Below are 26,621 nucleotides of genomic sequence, written 5' to 3' on the forward strand. Positions count from 1 at the left end.
CCGCACCTTAGTTCGCCGCTAGCCGCCCGTGCCCGCCCGGTCCGGGATCTCCTCCTCGACCTCGGCCCGCGCGGGGTCGAGCAGCCGGGAGAGGAAGTGGCGGGTGCGCTCATGGGCGGGGTCCCCGATGACCCGGTCGGGCGCGCCGTCCTCGACGATCACACCGCCGTCCATGAAGATCACGCGGTCGGCGACCTCACGGGCGAAGCCCATCTCATGGGTGACGACCATCATCGTCATGCCCTCGTCGGCGAGCATCCGCATCACGGCGAGGACGTCGCCCACCAGCTCGGGGTCGAGCGCGGAGGTCGGCTCGTCGAAGAGCATCACCTCGGGGCCCATGGCGAGCGCGCGGGCGATGGCGACCCGCTGCTGCTGGCCGCCGGAGAGGGAGGAGGGGTAGGCGTCCGCCTTCTCGGACAGGCCCACCCGCGCCAGGTTCTCGGCGGCGATCTCCCCGGCCCGCGCCTTGCCCCGGCCGAGGACACGGCGCTGCGGCAGCGTGAGGTTCTCGGTCACCGTGAGGTGCGGGAAGAGGTTGAACTGCTGGAACACCATGCCGATACGGCGGCGTACGGCGTCGATGTCCACGTCCGGGTCGGTCAGCTCGGTGCCGCCGACGAACACCTGCCCCCGGGTGGGCTCCTCCAGAAGGTTCACACAGCGCAGCAGGGTCGACTTGCCCGAGCCGGAGGGGCCGATGACGCAGACCACCTCGCCCCGGCCGATCTCCAGGTCGATCCCGCGCAGCACCTCGTTGTCGCCGAAGGACTTGTGCAGGCCGCGGACGAGTATCTCGGGGACGGTGCTCACTTGGCGGCTCCCTGGGCCTTGGACTCCATACGGCGCACCACCAGTCCGAGCGGGATCGTGATCAGCAGATAGCACAGGCCCGCGACCAGGATGGGGGTGGAGTTGGCGGTCTGACTGGCCAGATCACGGCCGAACTTGGACAGTTCGCGTTCCTCCAGCGTGACGCCGAGGAACAGCACCAGCGAGGAGTCCTTGAAGAGCAGGACCAGTTCGTTGGTGAGCGGCGGGAGAATGATCCGGAACGCCTGCGGGACGACGATGGAGATCATGGCCCGGGCCGGCGAGAAGCCCAGCGAACGGGCGGCCTCCAGCTGTCCCCTGGGCACGGCCTGGATGCCCGCGCGGATGGTCTCCGCCATATAGGCGGCCGAGACCAGACCGAGGGCGAGGGCCACCTTGCCGTAGGTGCCGCCGATGATCTCCGTGCCGGGGAAGGCCAGCGGTACGGCCACCCCGACGAAGATGAAGATCAGCAGGGCGGGCAGACCGCGGAAGATCTCGATGTAGACGCCCGCGGCCCAGCGGTAGGGGCCCACGGACGACAGCCGCATCAGCGCGATGACCATGCCGAGCAGCAGTCCGACGGCGAAGCCGGACACGGTGTAGAGCACGGTGTTCTTCAGCGCCAGGGTGATGACGTCCGGGAACATCCGCCGCGCGATGTCCGCCTGGGCGAACTGGTTGCCCAGCCGGCCCCAGTCGGCCGTCGCCGCGAAGGCGATCACGGCGACGGCGAAGACGGCGTACTGGGCGCCGCGCGAGAGACTGCGCCGCCGACTGCGGGTCAGGCGCTTTCTGGGGGCCCTGAGTTCGGGGTCGGCTGTGCCGGTGGTGTCGCTCATGAGGCGGTCGGGGACGGCGAGTCGGCGGCGGACGGGGTGTACGGGCCGATCCACTGCTCGTACAGCTTCTGGTAGGTGCCGTCGGCCTTGGCGTCCTTGATCGCCTTGTTGACGGCGGCGAGGAGCTCGGTGTTGCCCTTCTTCACGGTGAAGCCGTACTGCTCACCGGTGTCGAGGTTTTCGACCACCTTGAAGGCGTCCGCGTCGGCCTTGTTCTTGAGCCAGCCCTGGACGACCGGGTAGTCGATGACGACCGCCTGGACCTGGCCGGTGCGCAGGCCGTTGAGGACGGCGTCGGAGGACTCGAAGGAGACGGGGTCGAAGCCCTTCCCCCGCACATAGTCCTCGCCGGTGGTCTGCGCCTGGGCGCCGAGCTTCTTGCCCTTGGCCTTCAGGTCGGCCAGGGAGGTGACCCCGCTCTTCCTGTCGACCAGCACGGCCTGGGTGGCGTCGAAGTACGGGTCGGAGAAGTCGACGTTCTTCTTGCGCTCCTCGGTGATGGTCATGCCCGCGGCGGCCAGGTCGCACTGGCCGGAGTTGAGGAAGGCGCCGGTCTTGAAGTTCTCGAAGGGGGTGTCGAAGACGTACTGCTGCACCCCGAGGTCCTTGGCGACCAGGTCGATCAGGGAGACGTCGAAGCCCTGGACCTTGCCGTCGATCTCCGACTGGAAGGGCGGGTACGGCAGATGCGTGCAGGTCGTGAGCTTGCCCGCCTTGACGAGGTCGACCCCGCCGTCGGCCGACGTGGCCGTGCCGCCGCTGCCGCTCGACGTGCAGCCTGCCACGAGCACCGCCCCGGCCGTCGCGGTGATGGCGGCCAGGATGCGGACCCGGCGTCCGAGGAGCGTGTTCACGGGGGACCTCTCTATGGGGGACGTGTCCCTGGGGACGTGTGCGATGTGATTATAAGGAGAGCTTTGACCCCCTCAAACATTCCCCTGGCCCCGGTGGTACGGGGGGTCGTACGGGGATCGGCACGGCCCGCGCTCCCCGGGAACTCACCGGCCGGAAGCGGGAGGAACCCCGCCGGTTACCCTCGACTCCGTCGATTTCCATGAGCGAAGAGAGCACCGCCGTGACCCACCCCTTCCTGGACCTCGCCCCGCTGAGCGCCGAACGCTTCGCCTCGATCGAGGACCGCGTGGCACGGCTGCTCTCTACCCAGCAGGACGTCCTGATCACCCAGGGCGAGGCCTTGTTGCCGCTGGAGGGCGTGATCCGCGGGTGCGCCGGGCCCGGCACGACGGCACTGAACGTGATCACCGGGCCCTACGGGCAGACCTTCGGCGACTGGCTGCGGGACTGCGGCGCCACGGTGCACGACCTGGCGGTGCCCTTCCACGCGGCGGTCACGGCGGAGCAGGTCCGGGCGGCGCTCGCCGAGCACCCGGAGATCGACTTCGTGTCGCTGGTGCACGCGGAGGCCGCCACCGGCAACACCAACCCGGTGGCGGAGATCGGCGCGGTGGTGCGGGAGCACGGCGCGCTCTTCTCGGTGGACGCGGTCGCCTCGATCGGCGCCGAGCCGGTGCTGCCGGACGCCTGGGGCGTGGATCTGTGCGTGATCGGCGCCCAGAAGGCCATGGGCGGACCCGCGGGGGTGTCGGCGGTCTCGGTGAGTGAGCGGGCCTGGGCCCGGATGGCCGCCAACCCCCGGGCGCCGCGCCGCTCGTATCTCTCGCTGCTCGACTGGAAGGAGCGCTGGATCGACGGCGGCCGCAGGGCGCTGCTGCACGCGCCGGCGCAGCTGGAGATGCTGGCACTGGAGGCGTGCGTGGAGCGGATCGAGGCGGAGGGCCTGGAGACGGTGACGGCCCGTCACCGCTCGGCCGCCGCGGCGACCCGGGCGGGAGCGCTCGCGCTGGGCGGCGGCCTGGAGCCGTATGTCCATGAGGCGCGCGACGCGGCACCGGTCGCCACGACCCTGCGGGCGCCGGCGCATCTGGACGCGAGCGAACTGGTGGCCAAGGCGCTGGCCGTGGATCCGGGCGTGCCGCTGGCCGCGGGCGGGGGCTCCCTGGCCGCCGAGATGATCCGGGTCAACCACTACGGCACCGCCGCCTCGGCGACGACCGTCCAGGCCTCCCTCGCCGCCCTGGGAGCGGCCCTGACCGACTCCGGAGCGACCCCGGACGTGCCCGCGGCCCGCCGAGCGGTCACCCAGGCGTGGACGTGAGCGGGACAACACCCGGGCACGATTCGACAAGAATTCCTGGATTCCCTCGGCCACTTTATCCACCAGTAATTCAGCACAGCTTCCCATCGGCTCCTGCCCGCTTTCCCAGGGCCTAAACGCGAAGATTTTGCGAACGCCGCCCCGGCCCGATCGGGGCGGATCGCGCAGAGATCATCGGGTGTGACCGACCCCACAACGCGTGCGTTTTGCCCCGGATCTTCCCGGCATACTAGGGCAAATTCAAGAGGCTTCGCGCGGACACACACGCCCGCGTGATAACACATGGACGACGGCTCCGTAGCCCTTCCCACCGATGCAATTTCGAATTTCGGTGGGTAAATTCCTTCTGCATGACCGCCGCACAGGCAGACCCCAAAACCGATTCCCCGGAAATATCCCGGGGGCTCTGGATCGACCGTCCTCGGGTGGCCGACGGGGCCGCGCTCTGGCGTATCGCCAAGGACTCCGGAACCCTCGACCTGAACTCCTCCTACAGCTATCTGCTCTGGTGCCGCGACTTCGCCGGCACCTCGGCGGTGGCGCGCACCGAGCCCGGCGGACGGCCCGTCGGATTCGTCACCGCGTATCTGCGGCCCGACCTCCCGCGCACCCTCCTGGTGTGGCAGGTGGCTGTCGACTCCGCCCGGCGCGGGCAGGGACTCGCGGCGCGCATGCTCGACGCGCTCACCGCACGGGTCGTGGCGGAGCACGGGGTGACCGGGATCGAGACGACGATCACCCCCGGCAACACCGCCTCCGAGCGGCTGTTCACCTCGTACGCCCGACGCCGCGGCGCCACCGTGGAACGCGACGTCCTCTTCGAGGCGGGTCAGTTCCCCGACGGGCCGCACGACCCCGAGGTGCTGTACCGCATCGGCCCCCTCTCCCCCTGATCTCGCGCACGTCCTCTCCCCCACCACCGAGGAGCGTTTTCGCCGTGACCATCACCCAGCCCGACCTCAGCGTCTTCGAGACCCTGGAGTCGGAGGTGCGCAGCTACTGCCGCGGCTGGCCCACCGTCTTCGACCGCGCGCGGGGCAGCCGCATGTACGACGAGGACGGACACGAGTACCTCGACTTCTTCGCCGGCGCCGGGTCGCTCAACTACGGCCACAACAACCCCGTACTGAAACGGGCGTTGATCGACTACCTGGAACGGGACGGCGTCACCCACGGACTCGACATGTCCACCACCGCCAAGCGTTCCTTCCTGCGGGCCTTCCAGGACCTCGTGCTGCGGCCGCGCGAGCTGCCGTACAAGGTCATGTTCCCGGGCCCCACCGGCACCAACGCGGTGGAGTCCGCCCTCAAGCTGGCCCGCAAGGTGAAGGGGCGCGAGGCCGTGGTGTCCTTCACCAACGCCTTCCACGGGATGTCCCTGGGCTCCCTCGCCGTCACCGGCAACGCCTTCAAACGGGCCGGCGCCGGGATCCCGCTGGTGCACGGGACACCCATGCCCTTCGACCACTATCTGGACGGCAGGGTCCCGGACTTCCTGTGGTTCGAGCGGCTGCTGGAGGACCAGGGGTCCGGGCTCAACCAGCCCGCCGCCGTGATCGTCGAGACCGTGCAGGGAGAGGGCGGCATCAATGTGGCGCGGCCCGAGTGGCTGCGAGGGCTCGCCGACCTGTGCGCACGCCGCGACATGCTGCTGATCGTCGACGACATCCAGATGGGCTGCGGGCGTACCGGCGCCTTCTTCTCCTTCGAGGAGGCGGGGATCGTGCCGGACATCGTCACCGTGTCCAAGTCCATCAGCGGCTACGGACTGCCCATGTCGCTGTGTCTGTTCAAGCCCGAGCTGGACATCTGGGAGCCCGGCGAGCACAACGGCACCTTCCGCGGCAACAACCCCGCGTTCGTCACGGCCACCGCCGCGCTGAACGCCTACTGGACCGACGGGTCCGCCATGGAGAAGCAGACCAGGGCGCGCGGCGAGCAGGTCGAGCGGGAGCTGGCCGCGATCACCGAGGAGAGCCCCGACGGCATCAAGGAGTACCGCGGACGAGGGCTGGTGTGGGGGCTGGAGTTCCACGACAAGGGCCGCGCGGAGCGTATCGCCCGCCGCGCCTTCGATCTCGGGCTGCTCGTGGAGACCTCGGGCCCCGAGGGCGAGGTCGTCAAGCTGCTCCCCGCCCTCACCGTCACCGCCGACGAGCTCGACGAGGGGCTGCGCACCCTCGCCCGGGCCGTCCGCGAGACCGCCTGAGCGCGCCGGGAACGCCCGGAGAACCGAGAGAAGACCAGGACAGGCAAGACAAGAAGGAGGCACACCCCACCGTGATCGTCCGTTCGTTCAAGGACATCGAAGGCACCGACCGGCACATCAAGGCGGCGTCCGGCACCTGGGAGAGCAAGCGCATCGTCCTCGCCCGGGAGAAGGTCGGCTTCTCCCTCCACGAGACGATCCTGTACGCGGGCACCGAGACGTCGATGTGGTACGCCAACCACATCGAGGCCGTGGTGTGCACCGCGGGCGAGGCCGAGCTGACCGACCAGGAGACCGGGCGGACGTACACCATCACGCCCGGGACCATGTATCTCCTGGACGGGCATGAACGGCACACCCTGCGGGTCAGCGAGGACTTCCACTGCATCTGTGTCTTCAACCCGCCCGTGACCGGGCGGGAGGACCACGACGAGAACGGCGTCTACCCGCTCCTCGAGGAGGCATGAGACCGTGACCACCCCCGTCACCGATCTGTATCCGAGCCGCGGCGCCACCGAGGTGTCCGTCCCCCGTCAGGACCCGGTCGTCTGGGGCGCCCCCGGCACGCCCGGTCCGATCCCCGTCGCCGATCTCCAGGCGTACGAGCGCGACGGCTTCCTCGCCATGGACGAGCTGATCGGCCCCGACGAGGTCGCCCGGTACCGGCGGGAGCTGGAGCGGCTGGTCGCCGATCCGGGGATCCGCGCGGACGAGCGCGCGATCGTGGAGCCGAAGTCCCGGGAGATCCGGTCGGTCTTCGAGGTCCACCGGATCAGCGAGGTGTTCGCGGAACTCGTCCGAGACGAGCGCGTCGTGGGACGGGCGCGGCAGATCCTCGGCTCGGACGTGTACGTCCACCAGTCGCGGATCAATGTCAAGCCGGGCTTCGGGGCCAGCGGCTTCTACTGGCACTCGGACTTCGAGACCTGGCACGCGGAGGACGGTCTGCCGCACATGCGGACGGTGTCCGTCTCGATCGCGCTGACCGACAACCACGACACCAACGGCGGCCTCATGATCATGCCGGGGTCGCACCGGACCTTCCTCGGCTGCGCCGGGGCCACGCCCGAGGACAACTACCGGCGATCGCTGCGGATGCAGGAGGCGGGCACCCCGTCCGACGAGGCGCTGACCGCGCTGGCGGACCGTTACGGCATCAGGCTGTTCACCGGCAGGGCGGGGTCCGCGACCTGGTTCGACTGCAACTGTATGCACGGGTCCGGCGACAACATCACCCCGTTCCCGCGCAGCAATGTGTTCATCGTGTTCAACAGCGTGGAGAACGCGGCGCTCGAGCCCTTCGCGGCACCGGTGCGGCGGCCGGAGTTCATCGGGGCGCGGGACTTCACTCCGGTGCGCTGAGCCGTGGTGCGCTGAGCCGTTCGGGTCCCCGGTCCGGCCGCGGACCGGGGACCCGCCGGGGTCAGCCGGCCAGGACGTCCAGCAGGCGGTCGACGTCCGCGGGCGTGTTGTAGAGGTGGAAGGCGGCCCGCAGACTGCCCGCCCGGTCCGAGACCTCGACCCCGGACCTGCTGAGTCCGTCCCGGCGGGCGCCGAGCCCCGGGACGGACACGATCGGCGAGTCGGGGGCGGGCAGCGGTGCCACGCCCAGCTCCCGAAGGCCCGCGCGGAACCGGTCGGCGAGGGCGAGGTCATGGGCCCGCACATGCTGCACGCCCAGTTCCTCCAGCAGTTCCAGGGAGTGACGGGCGCCCGTGTACGAGAACAGCGCCGGGCTCTCGTCGAAGCGCCGCGCCGAGTGGGCCAGTTCGGCCACCGGTCCGTAGCAGCTGTCCCAGGGCTCCTCGCCCGCGACCCAGCCGGCGAAGAGGGGGGTGAGCCCGCCGAAGTCCTCCGGGGCCACCAGGAAGGCCACCCCGCGCGGGCAGAGGAGCCATTTGAAGGCCACGGCGGCGACATAGTCGTACGCCCCGGAGTCGAGCGGCAGCCAGCCCATGGCCTGGGACGCGTCCACATACATCCGGGCGCCGTGCTCACGGGCGGCGGCGCGGACGGCGGCCAGGTCGGCGACGCGGCCGTCGGCGGACTGCGCGGCGCTGACCGCGACCAGGGCCGTGCCGGGGCCCACGGACTCGGCGACCCGCTCCAGCGGGACGGCGCGGACCCGGAGGTCGCCCCGCATATGGAAGGGGTTCACCACCGAGCTGAAGTCGCCCTCCGCGGTGAGGACTTCGGCGCCCGCCGGCAGCGACGCGGCGATCAGCCCGGTGTAGACGGCGACCGAGGCCCCGGCCGCCACCCGGTCGACGGGGACCGCCGCCAGCCGGGCGAAGGAGGCGCGGGCGGCCTCCACATCGGCGAACATGTCGGTGGGCTGCCCGGCGGCGGCCGACTCCACGGCGGTCCGCATGGCCTCCACGGTCCGGGCCGGCAGCAGCCCGGTGCTCGCGGTGTTCAGATAGGTGTTCTTCGGGGCGAACTCGGCACGGACGAGGGCGTCGAAGGTCTCCATGGGGACCACTGTGCCGCCCTCCGCGGCCCCGGTCCATCACACATCTCTGAAGGGTTCCCTCAAACGGCGCTTATACGTCCGCGCCGGCCTGCGCGTTCTCCTCAGCGCCGGGGCGGCACCGCGCAGCCGTCCGGGCCACAGGCGTCCGCGCCGCCGTCCTCGATCAGCTCCAGCGCGGGGCGCGCGCCCCAGGCCTGCGTCAGCGCCTGGGTGAAGACCTCGGCGGGCTGGGCTCCGGAGACGCCGTAGGTGCGGTCCAGGACGAAGAAGGGGACGCCGTTGGCACCCAGTGCGGCGGCCTCCCGCTCGTCGGCGCGCACCGCGTCGGCGTAGGCGGCGGGGTCGGCGAGGACCCGGCGGGCGTCCTCGGCGTCGAGCCCGGCCTCCACGGCCAGTTCCACCAGCCGCTCCTCGCCCTCGGCGTAGACGGAGCGCTCCTCCGCGAAGTTCGCCCGGTACAGGATCTGGAGCAGCTCGTCCTGCCGGCCGTGCTCCTTGGCGAGATGGAGCAGGCGGTGCATGTCGAAGGTGCTGCCGTGGTCGCGGCCCGTGGTGCGGTAGTCCAGGCCCTCGGCGGCGGCCTGCTGCCCCAGGTTGTCCTCCCCCGCCCGGGCCTGCGCCTCGCTCATCCCGTACTTCCGGGTGAGCATCGTGAGGACCGGCTGGATGTCGTCCTTGGCGCGGTGCGGGTCCAGCTCGAAGGAGCGGTGCACCACCTCGACCTGGTCCCGGTGCGGGAACGCCGAGAGCGCCTTCTCGAAGCGGGCCTTGCCGACGTAGCACCAGGGGCAGGCGATGTCGCTCCAGATCTCCACGCGCATGTGTTGGGCTTCTCTCCAGTTCGTGCCGGTACGAAGGCTCCCTCCGCGGTAGGGAAGAACGTTTCGGCGGGGGGACTCATTCCCCCGGGTCACCGGGGACGGCGTAGCGGAGCGCGAGGTGGTCGGCGCCCTCGGCGGGCGGGTCCTGCGGGTCGGGGACCCAGCCGAGGCGGGCGTAGAAGGCCTGGGCCGGGCGGTTCTCGGTGTGCACCTTGAGCTGGGCCGTCCGCCGGCCGTCGGCCTGCCATGCCTCGACACAGGCCGCGTGCAGCGCGGAGCCGTGGCCGCGGCGCCAGTGCTCGGGGTCGACATGGAACTGGAGGAGCTTCACCGTGTCGGCGGCCACGGCCTTCGGGGTGCGGAAGGAGGCGATCGCGACGATCCGGCCGTCCTCGACGGCGCACAGCACCTGCCCCTCGGGCCGCCGGATGGCGGTGGCCCAGGCGGCGGACCAGCCGACGCCGTCCTCCGGAACCCCGTCCGGGTAGTAGGTCGCCCGGGCCCGGGCGTGCAACTCGGCGACGGCCGTCGCCTCCATGGGCAGGGCGGTACGGATGACCCGCCGTGCCGCGGTCTGCTGCTCCGAGATCATGCAACGAAGGACGTGGCGGGGGCCGGGGTGGTTCCGGGAGAGCGCCGGCGGCGTGTGCGTCGGCGGCGCGCTTCCGGCACGGCGCGACCGCGAGTGCCGCCCCAAGCCCCGCACCCGGGGCGCCCGCACCACGGCCCCGGCCACGCGGGCCGACCGGAACGGGCTCGGCGAAACCGGCCACCATCAACCGGCCGTACGGAACCAGAAAGGGCGCCACAGCGAGTGCGACACGGACCCCGTCCCGGTCCGGTGATAACAACCGGACGGCCCCCGCCCGGGACCCCGCGCCACGAACCCGGCCACGAAAACCGACCCGAACAGGCCCGGCGAAACCGACCACCATCAACCAGCCGGACGGAACCGGAAAGGGCACCACAGCGGGTACGACACGGACCCGTCCCGGTCCGGTGATAACAACCGGACGGCCCCAGCCCAGGACCCCGCGCCACGGACTCGGCCACACAGGCCAGACGGAACGGGACCGGCGAAACCGGCCGGGACTACCGGACGGCACGGGACCGGCAGGACGGCTCGCGGCGGGTGCGGTGCGGCCCCCGTTCCGGTCCGGTGGTGGCATCGGACCGGTCAGCTGCCGTCCCTGAGGTCCTGCGGCCAGTTCGGGCGGAACTCGATGTGGTCGAAGGTCGCCACGCATCCCTCGCCCATCGGTGACTGGGCCAGGAAGCCGACCAGCGCCGCGCCGGTCTCCTTCTCCCCGTCCAGGGTGAACAGGCGGACGAAGGTCCAGCGTTCCCCGTCGCGGGAGGCGTGGAAGGCGAAGGCCCGGCCTGTGCGGCTCACCCGGAGCCACACCGAACTCCCCTCCACGGTGAAGGAGTTGGCGTCGTCGGAGTGACCGCGGGTCACCACGGTGCAGACGGTGGGGACGTCCGGGGAGTACTCCAGGCACAGCTTGGCCCAGGCCCGTTCACCGACATGGACATAGAGGACGCCCGCGTCGAAGGTCGCGTTGAAGCCCACCGTGACCCGGGCGATCAGCTGGAAGTCGCCCTCCGGGGCGCCCAGCAGCCGGGGCGCGTCGGAGACGGACTCCAGGCTCTCGTCGGTGGGCGGAACGAAACGATCCTGCCGGGCACCGGCCCAGCCGGTGAGCACACCGTTCTCGTACGACCAGTCGCCGTCGGGTCCATAGGTGCGCAGGGGGAACGGGAGTTCGGGGAGTTCGACGTCCATGGGGGGAAGTGTCTCAGGCCCGCGCCGCACGAGGGGCGTGTACGCGGCACGAGATCGCGAGAGCCGTACGGGATCCGGGCGGGACGCCCCGGACCGTGCCGCGCCCCGGGGGTTCCGGGGCGCGGCGCGGGGGCCGTCACCGCGTCACGGTGCCGTCACCGCTCCAGGCGCCCGTTGAAACGCCGCGGCAGCCCGAGCGGGTTGTCGTCCCGCAGCTCCGGCGGGAGCAGGGCCTCGGGGGCGTTCTGGTACGAGACCGGGCGCAGCCAGCGCTCGATGGCCGTGCCGCCCACGGAGGTGGAGGTCGAGGTGGTGGCCGGGTAGGGGCCGCCGTGGTGCTGGGCGGGGGCGACCGCGACCCCGGTCGGCCAGGCGTTGACCAGGACCCGCCCGGCCAGCGGGGTCAGCTCCGCGAGGATCCCCGCGCCGCGCCCCTCGCCCGCCGCCTCCCGCTCCGAGAGATGCACCGTGGCGGAGAGGTTGCCGGGAAGGCGGCCCAGGACGCTCCCGGCCTCGTCCTCGTCCTCGTAGCGCACGACGATCGTGAGCGGGCCGAAGCACTCCTCCAGCAGCAGGTCGTGCTCCCCCTCCGCCGTGAGCCGCTTCGCCGGGACGGTGAGGAATCCGGCGCTGACGGTGTGTTCGCCGCCCGCGCCCGCGGTGACCGGGGAGTCCACCTCGGGCAGCGCGGCGCGCTCGGCCACCCCGGCGATGAAGTTGTCGCGCATCCGGTGGTCGAGGAGGACGCCCGCCTCGGTGGCGCTGACGGCGTCGGTGAGGGCCCCCACCAGCCGGTCGCCGGCGGCGCCCGCGGGCACCAGCACCAGCCCCGGCTTGACGCAGAACTGGCCGACGCCCAGGGTCATGGAGCCCGCGAGCCCGGCGCCGATGGCCTCGGCCCGCTCGGCGGCGGCGGCCTCGGTGATCAGCACCGGGTTGAGCGAGCCCAGTTCGCCGTGGAAGGGGATCGGCACGGGGCGGGCGGCCGCCGCGTCGAAGAGGGCGCGGCCGCCGCGTACCGAGCCGGTGAACCCGGCGGCGCTGATCAGCGGGTGGGTGATGAGCTCGATGCCGGCCTGGAAGCCGTGCACCAGGCCGATGACGTCCCGGGGGATGTCGTGCCGTTCGGCGGCCCGGCGCAGCGTCGCGGCGACCAGCTCGGAGAGCGCGGGGTGGTCCGGGTGGGCCTTGACCACGACGGGGCAGCCCGCGGCGAGCGCGCTCGCGGTGTCGCCGCCGGCCACGGAGAAGGCGAAGGGGAAGTTGGAGGAGGAGTAGACGGCGACGACGCCCAGCGGCACCTTGTGGCGGCGCAGGTCCGGGATCGGCGGGGCCGCGGTGTCGTCGGGGTGGTTGATGACGACGTCGAGGAAGGCGCCCTCGTCGACGATGTCCGCGAAGGCGCGCAGCTGGTAGCAGGTGCGGGCGAGTTCGCCGGTGAGCCGGACCGGGCCGAGCGCGGTCTCCGCGTCCGCCGCCTCGACGAGCTGGTCCTTCGCGGTCTCCAACTGCTCGGCCGCGGTGCGCAGGAAGGCCGAACGGACCGTGCGGTCGGCGAGGGCGCCGCGCGCGGCGTGGGCCGCCCGGACCGCGGCGTCCACCTCCTGGGCCGTGGCCTCGACCGCGACCTGTTCACGCTGCTTCCCGGTTCGGGGGTCGACACTCCAGACTGGTGCTGCTGCCACCGCGGGGTCCCTTCAGATGTTCTGCCGCATTTCCTACGTCATCCACCAAAGGTGTTCGATATGCTGAACACCGTCTCTGATGATGAATACGCTGCTCGGAGACTATTTCCCGGCGAACGAAGGGGTCAAGGGCGATGTCGGCAGGCGAGACAGGCGGCGGGGCGCAGGTCAAGTCCGCGGTGCGGACCGTGGAGTTGCTCGAGTACTTCGCCGGCCGCCCCGGCATGCACTCGCTGGCCGCCGTGCAGGAGGCGGTGGGCTATCCCAAGTCCAGCCTCTACATGCTGCTGCGCACCCTTGTGGAGCTGGGCTGGGTGGAGACCGACGCGACCGGCACCCGCTACGGCATCGGGGTGCGGGCGCTGCTGGTGGGCACGTCCTACATCGACGGCGACGAGGTGGTGGCGGCGGCCCGCCCGACCCTGGACCGGCTGTCGGACGACACCACGGAGACCATCCATCTGGCCCGCCTGGACGGCACCAATGTGGTGTATCTCGCGACCCGCCAGTCCCAGCACTATCTGCGGCCCTTCACCCGCGTCGGCCGCCGGCTGCCCGCGCACTCGACCTCGCTCGGCAAGGCGCTGCTGAGCACCTGCACCGATGAGCAGGTCCGCAAGCTGCTGCCCGAGACGCTGCCACCGCTGACGGAGCACACCATCACCGACCGGGAGAAGCTGATCGAGGAGCTGCACCAGATCCGCGAGCAGGGCATCGCCGTCGACCGCGAGGAGAACACGCTGGGCCTGCGCTGCTTCGGGGTCGCCGTGCCGTATCGCACCCCGGCCCGTGACGCGATCAGCTGCTCGGTCCCGGTGGCCCGGCTGACCCCGGGCCATGAGCAGATGATCAAGGACGCGCTGTTCGACGCCCGGGACCGTCTGATGCTGGCCACACGGAGGCTGTGACACCGGGACATCCACGTCCCCGACGGTCCGGGCGCGGCCCGGCGCCCCACCGCGACAGGCCCCGTCTTCGTGAGATCCCGGTGAGAAAACCGGGCGGCGGGGAACGCCCCGCTCGGTCCCGCTCGTCTCCGGAGCGGGATGAACAAGACGATCAGACACGCGTCGGCCTTCATACTGCTTCTGGTGCTCGCTCTGCTGATCAGGGCGACCTGGGTGCAGTTCTACGAGGGCAAGGCGCTCGCGGACGACAAGGACAACCGGCGGAACGCGATAGCGACCTACTCCGCGCCGCTCGGCAACATCATCGTGGGCGGCCGGTCGGTCACCGGCTCGGCGCGGACCGAGGGCAGCGACCTCGCCTACCGGCGCACCTACACGGACGGGGCACTGTATGCGGCGGTGACGGGCTATGCCTCGCAGAGTTATGCGCCGACCCAGCTGGAGGGCATCTACCAGGACCTGCTCAACGGCACGGACACCCGGCTGAAGACCGTCATGGACACGGTCACCGACCAGCGGGCCTCCCCGGGCAATGTGGTCACCACGATCGATCCGGCGGTGCAGAAGGCCGGGTACCGGGCGCTGGGCGGCAAGAAGGGGGCGGCCGTCGCGATCGACCCGCGCACCGGGAAGATCCTGGCCGTCGTGTCGACGCCGTCGTACGACCCCTCCTCGCTCACCGACGCCGGCACCGCCGGGACCGCCTGGAAGCGGCTCACCGGCGATGCGGACCACCCGCTGACCAACAGGGCGCTGCGCCAGCCGCTGCCGCCGGGCTCCACCTTCAAGCTGGTGGTGGCGGCGGCCGCGCTGGAGGACGGGCTCTACACCTCGGTGGACCAGAGCACCGACAGTCCGAATCCGTACCCGCTGCCGGACTCCACCAAGGTGCTGGCGAACGAGAGCGCGAGCGCCCCCTGTGAGAACGCCTCGATCCGGGTGGCCCTGCGCTACTCGTGCAACAACGTCTTCGGGAAGATGGCCGTCACCCTCGGCCAGGACAAGGTGCGGGCGATGGCCGAGAAGTTCGGCTTCGACGACGACAAGCAGGACGTCCCGGTGCGCGCCTATGCCAGCGTGTACCCCTCGCACATGGACGCTGCGCAGACCGCGCTCTCGGGCATCGGCCAGTTCGATGTCACCGCGACCCCGTTGCAGATGGCCATGGTGTCCGCGGCCATAGCCAACGACGGTGTGCTGGTCTCCCCGCACATGGTGTCGCAGCTCACCGACAGCGGCGGCCGGGTGCTGAGCGACTACGACGACAGCCCGGGCAGCAAGCGGATCGTCAGCTCGTCGACCGCCGAGCAGCTGCGGTCCGCGATGCAGACGGTCGTGGAGCAGGGCACCGGCGCCAATGCGCGGATCCCCGGTGCGACGGTGGGCGGCAAGACGGGCACGGCCCAGCACGGCGAGAACAACAGCCAGACGCCGTATGCCTGGTTCACCTCGTACGCCAAGTCCGGCACCGACGGCAAGGAGGTCGCCGTCGCGGTCATGGTCGAGCAGTCGGACGCGGCCCGGTCGGAGGTCAGCGGCAACGGGCTCGCGGCTCCGGTCGCCAAGGCGATGATGCAGGCGGCGCTGGGATCGGGATGACGCGTCCCGCCCGGGACACCGGCGGTCCCGCGCACCACAGCGGTGCACGGGACCGTCGGATCGGGCGTACCGTCCCTAGTAGGGCTTGGTCAGCTTCACTCGTGAGTGGCGTGTCCGGTGGCGTCGGGGTGTCGTTGTGGGGGTGTGACACCTGGGGAGATGACCGAGGTCCGGGAGGACCTGGAGGCGTTCACGGCGGAGTTGTTCGACGGGTTCTTCCGCGCGGACCAGCGGCGCTGGGGGCAGGCGTATGTACGAGGGCTGCTGCTGGACGGGCGGCGCAAGTCGGTGGAACCGATGGCTGCCCGTCTCGGCGAGGACGGCAACCGCCAGGCGCTGGCGCACTTCATCACCTCCAGTCCGTGGAATGCGGCCCATGTGCGGGCCCGGCTGGCCTGGAGGATGTATGAAGCGATCGGTCCGGAGGCACTGATCGTCGACGACACCGGCTTCCTCAAGGACGGTAACGCCTCTGCATGCGTATCCCGGCAGTACACCGGCACCGCGGGCAAGGTCACCAACTGCCAGGTAGGCGTGTCGCTGCACCTGGCCAACGACCGTGCCTCGGCCGCGATCGACTGGCGGCTGTTCCTGCCCGCTTCCTGGGATCCCGCCTCGCCGGAGACGGATGCGGCCAAGGTCGCCCGCCGTCAGCGTTGCGGCGTCCCCGCCGACGCCGGCCATGTGGAGAAGTGGCAGTTGGCCCTGGACATGATCGACGAGGCCCGCAGTTGGGGCGTGGACGTTCCGCTGGTCGTCGCGGACGCCGGATACGGCGACGCCACCGCCTTCCGCCTGGCCCTGGAAGAACGGAAACTGGCTTACGCCGTCGGCGTCTCCTCCCGGCTCACTGCTCACCCTGAACATGCGCAGCCGGTTACCCCGCCTTATCAGGGCATTGGCCGACCGCCGGTGGCGACGTATCCGGACAAGCCGATGACGGTGAAGGAACTGGTCATCGAGGCCGGCCGGCAGGCGGCCCGGCCGGTGTCCTGGCGCGAGGGTTCCCGGCCGGGAAAGGGGCGCAGTGGCTTCAAACGCATGTACTCGCGCTTCGTCGTCCTGCGCATCCGGCCCGCCGGACGCGAGATCCGCCAGGCCACCAAGGGCGCGGGGCTGCCCGAGCGATGGCTGCTGGCCGAATGGCCCGCCACCGAGCCGGAACCGGTGCAGTTCTGGCTGTCCAGTCTGCCCTCCGGCATGCCCCTGGCCTCGCTGGTCCGACTGGCCAAGCTCCGCTGGCGCATCGAGCACGACTACCGCGAGATGAAACAAGCCCTCGGACTGGCCCATTTCGAAGGCCGCACCTGGAACGGCTGGCACCACCACGTCACCCTCGTCTCGGCTGCCCACGCCTTCTGCACCCTGCAACGGCTGGCACACGACCCAAAAGACGCGGCGCAGGACTGAGCCTTTACCAAGTAGTCCGCGAGATGCAGACACTCCTCGCCCTCTGGATCGGCACCTGCCCCACCTGTCACCGCGACATACCCACCCCGATACCAACCTGACCAAGCCCTACTAGTGCCCCGACAGGCAACGTTCGCCCCGTCGCGACGCCCGGCACGCCCTCTCGCCGCACCGGCCGCAAGCCCAAGTACGTCCAGTACGAGGACTTCCGGCCGGCACACCGAGAGCACGCTCCCCCACGCTCGACTGCGCTCGCGCGGGAGGTGCCCCCACGACGCCGCTCCTCCACGGGCAAACATTGCCTGCCGCGGCACTAGGACCGGCCGGGCCGGTGGGGACTACTCGACGAAGTACGTCGGGTTCGGCAGCTTGAACTTCTTGTCGGCGTGGCCGCCGTCCAGGTCCGAGTACTGGTCGCCGAAGTTGGCGATGATGTCGTACCCGAGGGACTCGATGTGCTTGCGGGTGCCGGCCTTGTACTGCACGGTCGTGCAGGTCCAGGTGCCCGGGGTGGCGCAGGACTTCAGGTAGGACGGCGGGGCGTCCGCGTTCTTGAGGAACATGTGGGCGGCGTCGAGGTTGACGTTGACGCCGTTCTTCTTCAGGTTCTCGACCGCGGAGGCGCGCTGCGACTCCTTCAGGCCCGAGTTGTAGAAGATCTCGACACCCTTGGACTTGGCGTACTTGACGAGGTCCGTGGTGCCGGGGACGGCCGGGCGGTCCGCCTTCGCCACATAGGTGGCCCAGGTCGCCGAGTCGTAGGTGTAGTTGCTCTTCTTCTCGTAGTCGAAGCTGAGCAGCAGGGTGTCGTCGATGTCGAAGACGACGGCGGGCTTCTTGCCCTTGGGCGTCTTGCGGACCGTCTTGTCGATGTAGTTCTTGGCGTCCTTCTCGATGCGGTCCAGGTCCTTGGCGTACTGGCTCTTCGAGGACGCCTGGTAGACGCCGTTCTTGTCGAGCGTGGCGCCGTAGTAGGTGTCGATGTCACCGACCAGAAGGCCGATGTTGTAGGGCTCGTGGGTCGAGTTCGCGGTCGACTGGCCGGCGGTGGCCGCGCCGGCCCCGAACAGGGCGCCGCCGGCCACGACACAGGCGGCGGCGAGGGATGCGATACGCAGTGGCTTGTGCATGGCTTGTTTTCTACGCGCGTCACACCCCTCGGCGCGAGCCCCTTTTGCCCAATTGATATCGCACGTACCGGAATAACAGATTCCGTTTCCCGAATCGTACGGGTCTCTTCACGGGCGCGCCCACGGCCGTCCTTCCTGGTGGGAACGGCGGGGCGGCGGCCCGGCGGTCGCCGGGCCACCTCCGGGCATCCCGGCCGGCGGGATGCCCGGATTCAGGTCAGCACCCCCTCCCCCAGGGGGTCCAGCCGTCCAGATACACCTCGCGGGTGGCCTTTCGGGCCTGAGCGGCGGTCAGTTGGGGCCGGTTCTCCGGGACGGCGACACGGGCGCCGGGTCCCGTGTTGCGGTACTCGGCGAACCGCTGGTCCTGCCAAGGGTAGATGTCGGACATATTGGCATAGGGGGCCACTGCGTCGACACCCGCGCCGAGACGGCTGTCCCGGACGGTCAGCATCGGACGGGCGGTGGGGTCTTCACCTGCTGGCCCTCGAAGTCGGGTAAGTGAGCGTAACCATGTATGGGTGAGTGTCGTTGTCAAAGTGTGAATCTGACGGAATGGGCGAGGACGCAGGGCGTGCATCCGCAGACCGCGTATCGCTGGTTCCGTGAGGGAACGTTGCCGGTACCGGCTCAGCGGGTCGGGCCACGTACGATCCTGGTGGACATCGATACGAACGCCGCGCTTGAGGCCATTGACGGTCTGGGACTCTATGCCCGCGTCTCCTCGCACGATCAGAAGGCCGATCTGGAACGCCAGGTCGCCCGGCTGTCCGCGTGGGCAGCGAGTGCCGGTCACCGAGTCGTTCGCGTTGAGACGGAGATCGCTTCCGGGGTGGACGGCTGCCGTTCCAAGGCCCGGCGTCTGCTGGCCGACGCGCAGGTGACCTGCGTGGTGGTAGAGCACAAAGACCGGCTCGGCCGGATGAACGTTGAGCTCGTCGAGGCCGCCTTGTCCGCGACGGGCCGTCGTCTGCTGGTGCTGGACGACGGCGAGGTCGAGGACGACCTGGTGCGTGACATGGAGGACGACCTGGTGCGTGACATGGAGGAGGTACTGACGTCGTTCTGCGCCCGCCTGTACGGCCGCCGCTCGGCAAAGAACCGAGCGAAGGCCGCGCTGGAAGCCGCCGGACGTGGCTGACCTGCGCTCGATCGATCCGCCATTCGTTGCTCCGGGTCCATCCGGTGTCGCGGTCCGTACCCGGCTCAAGGCGATCACGACTGAGGACGAGAAGGTGCTCAGGCTGGTCGGTGACCACTTGGGGACGCTGGCCGGGCGTGACCTCAAGGCCCGCTGTGCGGCCGGTCCGGAGCACGACACCGGCCAGTGGGCAGAGCGAAAGCGCACCCTGACGCTGGAGACGTCGTCCCGCTGGGCCGGGAGCATCACCAGGGCCACCCACGACCAGTGGGCGCTGTCCCGCCGCGCCCAGCTCGCCCACATCCAGAACCTGGAGGCCGGTGTCCGTACGATTGCGCACCGGCTGTCCCTCCAGATCGGGGAGAAGGGCACAAAGCAGGCGCCGGGCGGATACCGGACGAAGCAGGAGTGGTTCGCCAAATCCCGCCGCCTGCACGTGCTTGAGGACCGGCTGACTGCCGAGCGAGCCGACCGTGAGGCCGGGCGCGTCCGGGTGGTCCGCGGCGGCGCACGCCTGCTCGGCACCCGGCACAATCTCACGACCGCGAACCTGACCGAGACCCAATGGCGTGAGCGCTGGCAGGCCGAGCGCCGGTTCCTCCAGGCGGACGGCGAGTCGGGCAAGCGGTTCGGGAACGAGACGATCCGCGTCACCCCTGACGGGGAGGTCAGCATCAAGCTGCCCGGCCCACTGGCTCATCTGGCCAATGCCCCATGCGGCCGGTACCTCCTCACCGGCACCGTGGTGTTCCACCACCGGGGCGACGAATGGGCCGACCGCGCCGTGGGCAACCGGGCGGTCGCCTACCGCATCCACGAAGACGTGCAGCGCGGCCGCTGGTACCTGACCGCCTCCTGGACTATCCCACCGGTCAAGACCGTTCCCCTGACTCAGGCCCGCGCCAAAGGGCTGATCGGCGTGGACACCAACGCCGACCACCTGGCCGCCTGGCGGCTCGACCGGCACGGCAACCCCTGTGGTGAGCCCCGAAGGTTCTTCTTCGACCTCTCCGGCACCGCCGATCACCGTGACGCGCAGGCCCGGCACGCCCTCATCCGGCTCCTGCACTGGGCAGCCCGGCACACACTCGCCATCGGCATCGAAAACCTGGACTTCAGCGCGGAGAAGACCAGGGAGAAACTCGGCCGCCGCAAACGGTTCCGCAAGCTGATCTCCGGCATGCCCGTGAGCAAGCTGCGCGCCCGGCTCGTCAGCATGGCCACCGAACTCGGCCTGACGATCATCGCCGTGGACCCCGCCTATACCTCGATGTGGGGCGCCCAGCACTGGCAAAAGCCCCTCACCAGCAACACCAGGAAGACCACCCGCCACGACGCGGCAGCCGTGGCGATCGGCAGGCGCGCCCTGGGACACCCGGTCCGGCGACGGACGGCACCGCCCCCGCACGACCAGAGCGATCGTGCGGGGCATCGGACCGTCCAGGCCCGACCAGGCGTCCCCGGGCGTGAGGAAACCCACCCCTCTGTCCCCGGACAACGGGCACGACCCGCTGCACCGGACGTGAGAGCGAAAGTGGGAGACCAGTGTGCCCAACACCGTTCGGGGCACGCGGCTGAGCACGGGTCCCGGCAACAGGACTCACTCCCACTCAGTCTTTAGGAACGGTCGGAGCTCGCCACCCAGGGGCGGGCCAGCTTGTAGAAGGCGTCCGGCGCCGCACTGCTGATCCGGCTCCCGGTGACAGGAAGCCGCGCGGGTCGGCGACCGCGGTCGAGGGCGCGAAGACGAAGCCGTACGGCGCCCCGGCCAGATCGGTCCGGTCGAGCGTCCGGAAGTGGCAGCCCTCGAAGACGGCGGTGGCCCGGCCGAAGACGAAGTCCACATCGCCCTCGACATAGCAGTCCCGGTAGTACTGCCGTGCGAAGACGCCCAGGGCCGTCGAGTCGGCGTAGAGCGTGTCCTGGTGGCCGAGGAATCTGCACCCCTCGAAGGCGCTGCGGTCGCCCTGCACCTTGACGGCGACGGCCTGGGTGCCGGTGATCTCCGGGTGGTCGGCGCGCAGGAAGTCGTTGGCGAAGGTGAGATGACGGGCGGTGAAGCCGTCGGCCACCAGGGTGGTGGTGGCGGAGCCGGTGGTGCCGTAGGTGCCGCCGTCCGGCTTGGGAGTGCCGTTGGCGTGATCGTGGACGATCACCACGTCCCGGGGGTTCCCGGAGGCGCCGATCCAGGTCATCCCGGTGCGCGTGGCGTCGACGAGGACCTTCTCCCGATAGGTCCCCGGCGCGATCACCAGGGTGAATCCGGGGCCGCGCGCCGCGTCCACGGCGGCCCCCACCCCGGTGAAGTCCCCCGCGCCGCGCGGGTGGACGTAGAGGGTCCGCTCGTCGAGCCGGGCGGACGGGGAGCCGTACCGCCCGAACGCGCGGGACGCGGCGGACGCCCGGGCGGGGGCCGCGAGGCCGAGAGCGGTGACCGCTCCGGCGCTCGCGGCGAGAAAGGCCCGGCGTCCCCTGACGGACGCCATGGTCAGCAGACCTTTCCGGCGCCCGCACCGTGGTCGACGATCCCCGAAAGGGCCTGGGGGCGGTCGATCTTGGTGCGCAGGGTCGGCGTCCAGCCGGCGCCCGACTGGAGGGTCTCCTCCGGGAACGCCGCGTTGTGCACCGCGATCAGATCGGTGCGGGTGCCGTTGACGTAGTTGTCGGCGGCGGTGACGGGCGCCTCCTTCCACTTCTTGAGGATCAGGCCCGCGCCGACCCCCTTGGGCAGCGTGAAGGCGTTGTGCTCGGCGACCAGCTGGGACTCCATGCCGATGCCGAGGCTGTAGCCGTAGCCGGCGTTCGCCACATAGTGGTTGTTGTAGGAGTCGACCTGGCCGAAGCGGACCCGGGGGGCGCGCTCGACCAGGTTCGAGAACAGGTTGTGGTGAAGCGTGACCTTGAGGTGGCCGCGGTCGACGGCGGCCGTGGAGGCGCTGTCGCTGTTGCCGATGAGGATCGTCTTGTCGTGCTCGGTGAAGACGTTCCAGGAGACGGTGACCAGGTCCGCGCCCTTGACGATGTCGAGTTCACCGTCGTGCTGCTCGAAGATGCGCCCGTAGTAGTGCGGCAGCGTGCTGTTGGGGTGCTCCCCGTCGGTGAAGGTGTTGTGGTCCATCCAGACATGGGTGGAGCCGGTGATCACCGCGCTGTCGTACTCCGAGTTCCAGTTGCCGTCCGCGGTGTCGGTGGGGTCCCACTGCGGAAAGCAGTCGAGGGGGCTCTCCAGGGTGAGGTTGCGGACGATGACGTTGTCCACGTTCTTGATCTGGAGGCTGGCGCCCTTGAAACCGGCGTCCTTGCCGACGCCCACGATGGTGGTGTTGGCCGGGACGAACGCCTTGATGTAGGCGTCCTGGAGGGCGGCGGAGGCGCGGCGCAGACCCTCGGGGCTGTCGGCGGGCTCGCCCTCCAGGTCGGTGTCGCGGCCCCAGTTCTCCGGGGCGTAGGTCGTCAGATAGGTGTCGAAGTCGTAGCCGGGCGCCTCGAAGGAGGAGCAGCTCGGCCCATCGGCGTCGATCATGCCCTTGACCTTGATGATCCTGGGCGCGGTGCCACCGCCGGCGAGGGCCGCCTTGAACTCCTCCCAGGTGGTGACGGTGCGGACGTTCGCGGAGGCGGCGGCCGCACCGCCGGTGGTGCCGGTGCCCTGGGAGCCCCAGCCGTCGTTCTTGCCGAGGGTCTGGTGGGCGAGGTCGCGGGACAGGGGCTGGGCGGCGTGGGCGGCGGGACCGGCGACGGCGAGGACGAGGGCGGTGCAGCCGAGCAGTGCGGTCATGGTGCGAGTGGCATGCCCATGCCATGTCTGGGTGCGCATCGGTGCGTCTCTCCTTGAGTGGACGGTAGGTGGTGTCCGGGATGCTTCAGGTCGAGCGGGGGTGCCGCGCCCCGGGAAGGGGCGCGGAACCGTGGCGCCGGGCGGCCCGGCCGCGGGGACACGGCCGGCCGCACGGGCGCCGGACGGGAACGGGATGCCTATCCCTGCTGCTGCTTCCACTCGGCCTGCGCCGTGTTCAGCTGCTCGGCCAGCGTGTCCAGGAACGCCTTGGGCGTCATCTTGCCGAGCAGCACCTTCTGGAAGTTGGGCTCGTTGTCGGCCTTGGAGATGGTGTTCCAGTCGGGCAGGTAGTACGGCAGCTGCACGATCTTGGTGCTGGAGCCGTTCAGCGCCTCGGCGGCGAGCTTGGTCGCCTCGGACTTCTGGACCCAGTCGTCGCCCGCGGCCTCGGTGTTCGCCGGGACCTGGCCCGCCGTCTCGTTCCACTTGCTGTTGGACTCGTGCGAGGCCGCGAACTCGATGAACGTCCAGGCCGCCGCCTTGTTCTTGCTGGACTTGAACAGGCCGAGTCCGTCGACGGGGTTGGAGACCTGCACCCGGGTCCCGTCGTCCAGCGTCGGGTTGGGGATGCCCCTGAACTTGTCGGCGCCCAGGGCGTCCAGGTGGTTCTGGTAGGAGCCCAGGTTGTGGCTCAGCATGCCGATGGTGCCGCTGTCCCACTGGGCGACCATCTTGGTGAAGTCGTTGTTGACGTCGGCGGCCGGGGTGTCCTTCTTGTAGAGCCCGGCGTACTTCGCGAGCGCGGCCACGTTCTTGGGGTCGTTGACCGTGGTCGTGTCGCCGTTCCAGAACGAGGTGATCCCGCTCTGGCCGTACATGGCGTCCAGGGCCTGGGCGATCGAGCCCTCGCCGCCGCGGATGGTGTAGCCGAACTTGTTCCTGCCCTTGTCGCTGAGCTTGCCGGCCGCCTCGTAGAACTTCGACCAGGTCTCCGGGGCGTCCAGACCGGCGGCCTTGAACAGGTCGGTCCGGTACCACAGGGTCCCGTTGTTGGCGGAGGTCGGCACGGTGTACGTCGTGTCGCTGCCGCCGGCGGCCTTGACGCTCTCCAGGAACTTCTGGTTGAGCTGCTGGTTCAGCGGGCTCTTCGCGATCCGGCCGTCCAGCGGCTCCAGGGCGTTCTGCGCGGCGATCTCGGCCAGCATCGCGGTGCCCACCCCGCCGACGTCCGGCAGACCGCCGCCCTGGATGGCGGTGTCGTACTTGGACTGCACGCTCGCCGCGGGCACGCCCACATACTCGACCTTGATGTCCGGGTACTTCTTCTCGAAGTCGGCGATGATCTGCTTCCAGACGTCGGTGCGCACACCGCCGTTGTTGTCCCAGAAGGTGATCGTGCCCTTGCCGGAGCCCTCGTCGCCCTTGCCCCCGCCGGCACCGCTGCCGTCGTCGCCGCAGGCGGTGGCGGTGAGCGCGAGCACGGAACCCAGGGCGACGGCCAGGGCGGCACGCCTGCTTCTGTGATTGCTGATCTTCATTGGTCGGCTCTCTTCTTCTGGATCCAACGGAGACATGAACGTGTGGGGGTCGGTGTTCCACGGCCTCACCACGAACCGGTAAGCGCTTGCTAAGAGGGCGCGTCCTTGCGGCTCCCCACAGGCGCAGGGGTCGGGCGGGCGGTGGTACAAGGGGGGCGGAGCGGTCGCCTCACCGGTGCGGGCGGGGCGAGGGGATCAGTCGGGGCGCCGGTGCGACGCCGGGGCCGGGGTGTGGTGGGGTCCGGGGCACGGGGCCGGGTCCGTAGGGGTCAAGGGCTCACCGCCTTCCCCACCAGGGCCGCGGCCTCGTCCCGGTCCCGTCGGCCGTCGGCGACGACGGTGACGATCCGGCGCACGACCGTGTCGCCGGGGGCCATCGGGAGCCGCTCGTCGAAGGCCAGGGAGGAGCCCACCCCCGGGTACTCACCGGACCGTACGAACCACGGGTCCCGCCGGGTGTCCTCGGTGGCCCCCGCGAAGACCAGGGTCCAGGCGGTGCCGGCGAGGGCGACCCAGTCGGCCCGGGTGCCGTGGACCTCCGCCTCGCCCTCGCGTCCGGCGGTGAAGACCCGGGGGGCCTCGGCCTCCTTGCGGGCGCGCCAGAAGAAGCCGCCGTAGGCCGCTCCGGGACGCCCGTTGGTGGCGGGGCTGCCGATCGACAGCGGATCCGGCGTCACATTGGTGAGCGAGAAGGTGAAGTCCAGCGCCCAGGCGTCGCCGCCGAGTTCGGTGGTGGTGACGGTCCGGCGCTCGCGCAGCAGTTCACGGCCCGCGGCCACCCAGCGCAGCTCCTCCGTGAAGCCGTCCGGGTCGCGGAGCGGGAAGGCGGTGTGCCGCTGGGCGCCGTGGTTGTCCAGCTCGGTCGGGCCCCGGTCGCGGACGAAGGTGCGCCCGCCCCAGAAGTTGTGCCCCTCGACATCGGGAACGGCGACACCGACGCCGAGGTGGTGCGGATGGTCGGCGGGGCTCAGCTCGGTGACGGCCGTGCCCGCCAGGGTGGTGACCGGGTGCAGATAGGGGCGCGGGGAGAGCCGGGCGGACAGCTCGGGACGGACGGTGTAACGGGCCACCGGCCGGCCCGCCGCGCGCAGCACCAGGGTGTCGTCGGTCGTCATCGGATGCCCGCCTGTCGTGGACGGGGTGCCCACTCGGCACCCAGCTCGGAGTAGAGGGAGAGGGTGTCGGCGGCGGCCTCGACCAGTCGGTCGACGCCGGGGACGACCCGGCGGTTCTCGTCGGGGACCGGACGCCAGGCGCCCGGGGGCAGCGCGACCGGGTCGGGGGCCTGCCGGATCGCCTCCACCACCTTCATGAAGGCGCCCGTCGCGTCCGGGGGAACCAGCAGCCCGTCGCCTCGGGTGAGGTGCCGGACCAGGTTCTCCAGCAGATCCGTCCTGCCGTACTCGAACTCCTCGGGGCCGTGGCCGGCCCGCTGGAGCAGCATGCGGTCCTGCTTGTACCAGAAGGTGATCCGTCCGCTGCTGCCGTGCACCACGACATAGGGCTCGCCGGGGCGTTCGGCGCACAGGGTCACGGCGACGGTGACGGGCCGGTCCTGTGCGGTGGTGACCCGGACGCAGGAGGTGTCGTCGGACTCGATGTCGTTGGCGCGCAGCAGTTCGGTCTCGATGCCGAGGACGTCCTCGGCGCGGGAGGAGCCGTTCAGGGCGAGGGCGGTGGCGACGGCGTGCGCCAGGGGGTTGGTGAGGGCGCCGTCGATCACATCGGCGCCGTTCAGCCGGCGCCGGCCGGCCCAGGGTGCGCGCCGGTAGTACGCCTCGTCGCGTGCCCAGGCCCCGGCGCCGCCGACCCCGGTCACCGTGCCGATCGCCCCGTCGGAGATCAGCTCGGCGATCGCGGGCAGGGCGCCCGAGCCCAGCGACTGGAAGCCGATCTGGCAGACCACACCGGCCCGGGCGACCCCGTCGGCCATCCGGCGGAACTCGGCGTACGACGGGGCGGGCGGCTTCTCCAGGAGCAGATGGACGCCCCGCTCGGCGGCGATGAGCGCCAGGTCGGTGTGGGTGGGGATCGGGGTGCAGATCACGGCGATCCGGGCGGCGGTGGCGTCGAGGAGCGCTCCGAAGTCGGAGGACTGCGCCGGTTCGCCCAGCCCCGTCAGTTCCTCGCCGGTCAGGGGCGTCAGCTCGCAGATCCCCACGAGCCGTACCAGGCCCGCGTCCTGGAGCCGGCGGAGGTTGTCGAGGTGCCAGCGGCCGTGCCCGCGGGCCCCGGCGAGCACGACGGGCAGTGCGGTGTTCGTCATGGGGTCCTCCCGGATCCCGTGCCCGGTGCCGTCCTGCGGCCGTCCG

At 70.7% G+C, this 26,621-nt stretch carries 23 protein-coding genes and 2 pseudogenes; 10 read left to right on the forward strand and 15 right to left on the reverse strand.

The features are described 5' to 3' along the window. Window positions 1-18: 18 nt before the first annotated feature. The 3 genes from CP978_RS09005 to CP978_RS09015 are packed head-to-tail and all read right to left on the reverse strand — an operon-like array spanning window position 19 to window position 2,509. Window positions 19-813, reverse strand: a complete 795-nt coding sequence (locus CP978_RS09005) for an amino acid ABC transporter ATP-binding protein (protein WP_043439206.1) — start codon at window positions 811-813, stop codon at window positions 19-21. Continuing rightward, window positions 810-1,655: an amino acid ABC transporter permease gene (locus CP978_RS09010; RefSeq protein ID WP_043439208.1), complete on the reverse strand. Its 846-nt coding sequence runs from the start codon at window positions 1,653-1,655 to the stop codon at window positions 810-812. The genes CP978_RS09005 and CP978_RS09010 overlap by 4 nt, the downstream gene beginning before the upstream one ends. Then, a complete protein-coding gene (locus CP978_RS09015) occupies window positions 1,652-2,509 on the reverse strand; it encodes a transporter substrate-binding domain-containing protein (protein ID WP_043439210.1) in 858 nt (285 codons plus the stop codon). The genes CP978_RS09010 and CP978_RS09015 overlap by 4 nt, the downstream gene beginning before the upstream one ends. 200 nt (window positions 2,510-2,709) lie before the next feature. Here CP978_RS09015 and CP978_RS09020 point away from each other — a divergent pair, with 200 nt between their 5' ends. From CP978_RS09020 to thpD, 5 genes are all read left to right on the forward strand, one after another. Further along, window positions 2,710-3,831, forward strand: coding sequence for a pyridoxal-phosphate-dependent aminotransferase family protein (locus tag CP978_RS09020; protein WP_174498614.1), 1,122 nt, complete (start codon window positions 2,710-2,712; stop codon window positions 3,829-3,831). Window positions 3,832-4,181: 350 nt separating this feature from the next. Then, window positions 4,182-4,724, forward strand: a complete 543-nt coding sequence (ectA, locus tag CP978_RS09025) for a diaminobutyrate acetyltransferase (RefSeq protein ID WP_043439211.1) — start codon at window positions 4,182-4,184, stop codon at window positions 4,722-4,724. A 44-nt stretch (window positions 4,725-4,768) separates the two neighbouring features. Further along, the gene (ectB, locus tag CP978_RS09030; RefSeq protein ID WP_043439212.1) at window positions 4,769-6,040 is read left to right on the forward strand and encodes a diaminobutyrate--2-oxoglutarate transaminase; all 1,272 of its coding nucleotides are present in this window, start codon (window positions 4,769-4,771) and stop codon (window positions 6,038-6,040) included. A gap of 71 nt (window positions 6,041-6,111) precedes the next feature. Next, window positions 6,112-6,507, forward strand: coding sequence for an ectoine synthase (locus CP978_RS09035; protein ID WP_043439214.1), 396 nt, complete (start codon window positions 6,112-6,114; stop codon window positions 6,505-6,507). Between the two features lie 4 nt (window positions 6,508-6,511). After that, complete coding sequence (thpD, locus tag CP978_RS09040; RefSeq protein WP_043439215.1) at window positions 6,512-7,402, forward strand: ectoine hydroxylase; 891 nt, start codon at window positions 6,512-6,514, stop codon at window positions 7,400-7,402. Between the two features lie 61 nt (window positions 7,403-7,463). Here the strand turns inward: thpD and CP978_RS09045 are convergent, their stop codons facing one another. From CP978_RS09045 to CP978_RS09065, 5 genes are all read right to left on the reverse strand, one after another. Beyond that, a complete protein-coding gene (locus CP978_RS09045) occupies window positions 7,464-8,513 on the reverse strand; it encodes an aminotransferase class V-fold PLP-dependent enzyme (RefSeq protein WP_043439218.1) in 1,050 nt (349 codons plus the stop codon). A 101-nt stretch (window positions 8,514-8,614) separates the two neighbouring features. Beyond that, window positions 8,615-9,334 (reverse strand): DsbA family oxidoreductase, encoded by a 720-nt coding sequence (locus CP978_RS09050; protein WP_043439220.1) that lies wholly within the window; start codon window positions 9,332-9,334, stop codon window positions 8,615-8,617. Window positions 9,335-9,410: 76 nt separating this feature from the next. Then, the gene (locus CP978_RS09055; protein WP_043439223.1) at window positions 9,411-9,926 is read right to left on the reverse strand and encodes a GNAT family N-acetyltransferase; all 516 of its coding nucleotides are present in this window, start codon (window positions 9,924-9,926) and stop codon (window positions 9,411-9,413) included. Window positions 9,927-10,511: 585 nt separating this feature from the next. After that, complete coding sequence (locus CP978_RS09060; protein WP_043439225.1) at window positions 10,512-11,120, reverse strand: DUF1349 domain-containing protein; 609 nt, start codon at window positions 11,118-11,120, stop codon at window positions 10,512-10,514. A 155-nt stretch (window positions 11,121-11,275) separates the two neighbouring features. Next, complete coding sequence (locus CP978_RS09065) at window positions 11,276-12,805, reverse strand: aldehyde dehydrogenase (NADP(+)) (protein WP_043439230.1); 1,530 nt, start codon at window positions 12,803-12,805, stop codon at window positions 11,276-11,278. A 134-nt stretch (window positions 12,806-12,939) separates the two neighbouring features. Between CP978_RS09065 and CP978_RS09070 the strand changes: the two genes are divergently transcribed. From CP978_RS09070 to CP978_RS09080, 3 genes are all read left to right on the forward strand, one after another. After that, window positions 12,940-13,713 carry an IclR family transcriptional regulator gene (locus CP978_RS09070; RefSeq protein ID WP_043439232.1) on the forward strand — a complete coding sequence of 258 codons (774 nt, stop codon included), beginning with the start codon at window positions 12,940-12,942 and terminating at the stop codon, window positions 13,711-13,713. Window positions 13,714-13,851: 138 nt separating this feature from the next. Beyond that, the gene (locus tag CP978_RS09075) at window positions 13,852-15,312 is read left to right on the forward strand and encodes a peptidoglycan D,D-transpeptidase FtsI family protein (protein ID WP_043439234.1); all 1,461 of its coding nucleotides are present in this window, start codon (window positions 13,852-13,854) and stop codon (window positions 15,310-15,312) included. 159 nt (window positions 15,313-15,471) lie between these two features. After that, the gene (locus tag CP978_RS09080; RefSeq protein WP_170307423.1) at window positions 15,472-16,722 is read left to right on the forward strand and encodes an IS701 family transposase; all 1,251 of its coding nucleotides are present in this window, start codon (window positions 15,472-15,474) and stop codon (window positions 16,720-16,722) included. A gap of 338 nt (window positions 16,723-17,060) precedes the next feature. On the opposite strand, the gene CP978_RS09085 is transcribed toward CP978_RS09080, so the two are convergent. Further along, a complete protein-coding gene (locus tag CP978_RS09085) occupies window positions 17,061-17,852 on the reverse strand; it encodes an HAD family acid phosphatase (RefSeq protein ID WP_043439235.1) in 792 nt (263 codons plus the stop codon). Between the two features lie 217 nt (window positions 17,853-18,069). Then, window positions 18,070-18,324: pseudogene (locus tag CP978_RS09090) on the reverse strand (pectinesterase family protein); the annotation flags it as partial. Between the two features lie 69 nt (window positions 18,325-18,393). On the opposite strand from CP978_RS09090, the gene CP978_RS09095 reads away from it, so the two are divergent. Both CP978_RS09095 and CP978_RS09100 read left to right on the forward strand, forming a co-directional pair. Next, on the forward strand, window positions 18,394-18,993 hold the full coding sequence (locus CP978_RS09095; RefSeq protein WP_043439237.1) for an IS607 family transposase: 600 nt from the start codon (window positions 18,394-18,396) through the stop codon (window positions 18,991-18,993). Then, a complete protein-coding gene (locus CP978_RS09100; protein WP_043439239.1) occupies window positions 18,986-20,614 on the forward strand; it encodes an IS200/IS605 family element transposase accessory protein TnpB in 1,629 nt (542 codons plus the stop codon). The genes CP978_RS09095 and CP978_RS09100 overlap by 8 nt, the downstream gene beginning before the upstream one ends. Before the next feature lie 5 nt (window positions 20,615-20,619). Here CP978_RS09100 and CP978_RS09105 read toward each other — a convergent pair. The 5 genes and pseudogenes from CP978_RS09105 to CP978_RS09125 form a co-directional block, all read right to left on the reverse strand. Then, window positions 20,620-21,479: pseudogene (locus tag CP978_RS09105) on the reverse strand (pectinesterase family protein); the annotation flags it as partial. A gap of 2 nt (window positions 21,480-21,481) precedes the next feature. After that, window positions 21,482-22,810 (reverse strand): pectate lyase family protein, encoded by a 1,329-nt coding sequence (locus tag CP978_RS09110; protein WP_043439240.1) that lies wholly within the window; start codon window positions 22,808-22,810, stop codon window positions 21,482-21,484. Between the two features lie 158 nt (window positions 22,811-22,968). Next, window positions 22,969-24,309 (reverse strand): ABC transporter substrate-binding protein, encoded by a 1,341-nt coding sequence (locus CP978_RS09115; protein WP_043439241.1) that lies wholly within the window; start codon window positions 24,307-24,309, stop codon window positions 22,969-22,971. A 269-nt stretch (window positions 24,310-24,578) separates the two neighbouring features. Further along, entirely contained in the window at window positions 24,579-25,424 is an 846-nt protein-coding gene (locus CP978_RS09120; RefSeq protein ID WP_043439245.1) for a DUF6807 domain-containing protein, read from the reverse strand. Further along, complete coding sequence (locus CP978_RS09125) at window positions 25,421-26,575, reverse strand: Gfo/Idh/MocA family protein (RefSeq protein ID WP_043439247.1); 1,155 nt, start codon at window positions 26,573-26,575, stop codon at window positions 25,421-25,423. The genes CP978_RS09120 and CP978_RS09125 overlap by 4 nt, the downstream gene beginning before the upstream one ends. Window positions 26,576-26,621: the final 46 nt, after the last annotated feature.

It is taken from the genome of Streptomyces nodosus (assembly GCF_008704995.1).
Taxonomy (GTDB): Bacteria; Actinomycetota; Actinomycetes; order Streptomycetales; family Streptomycetaceae; genus Streptomyces; species Streptomyces nodosus.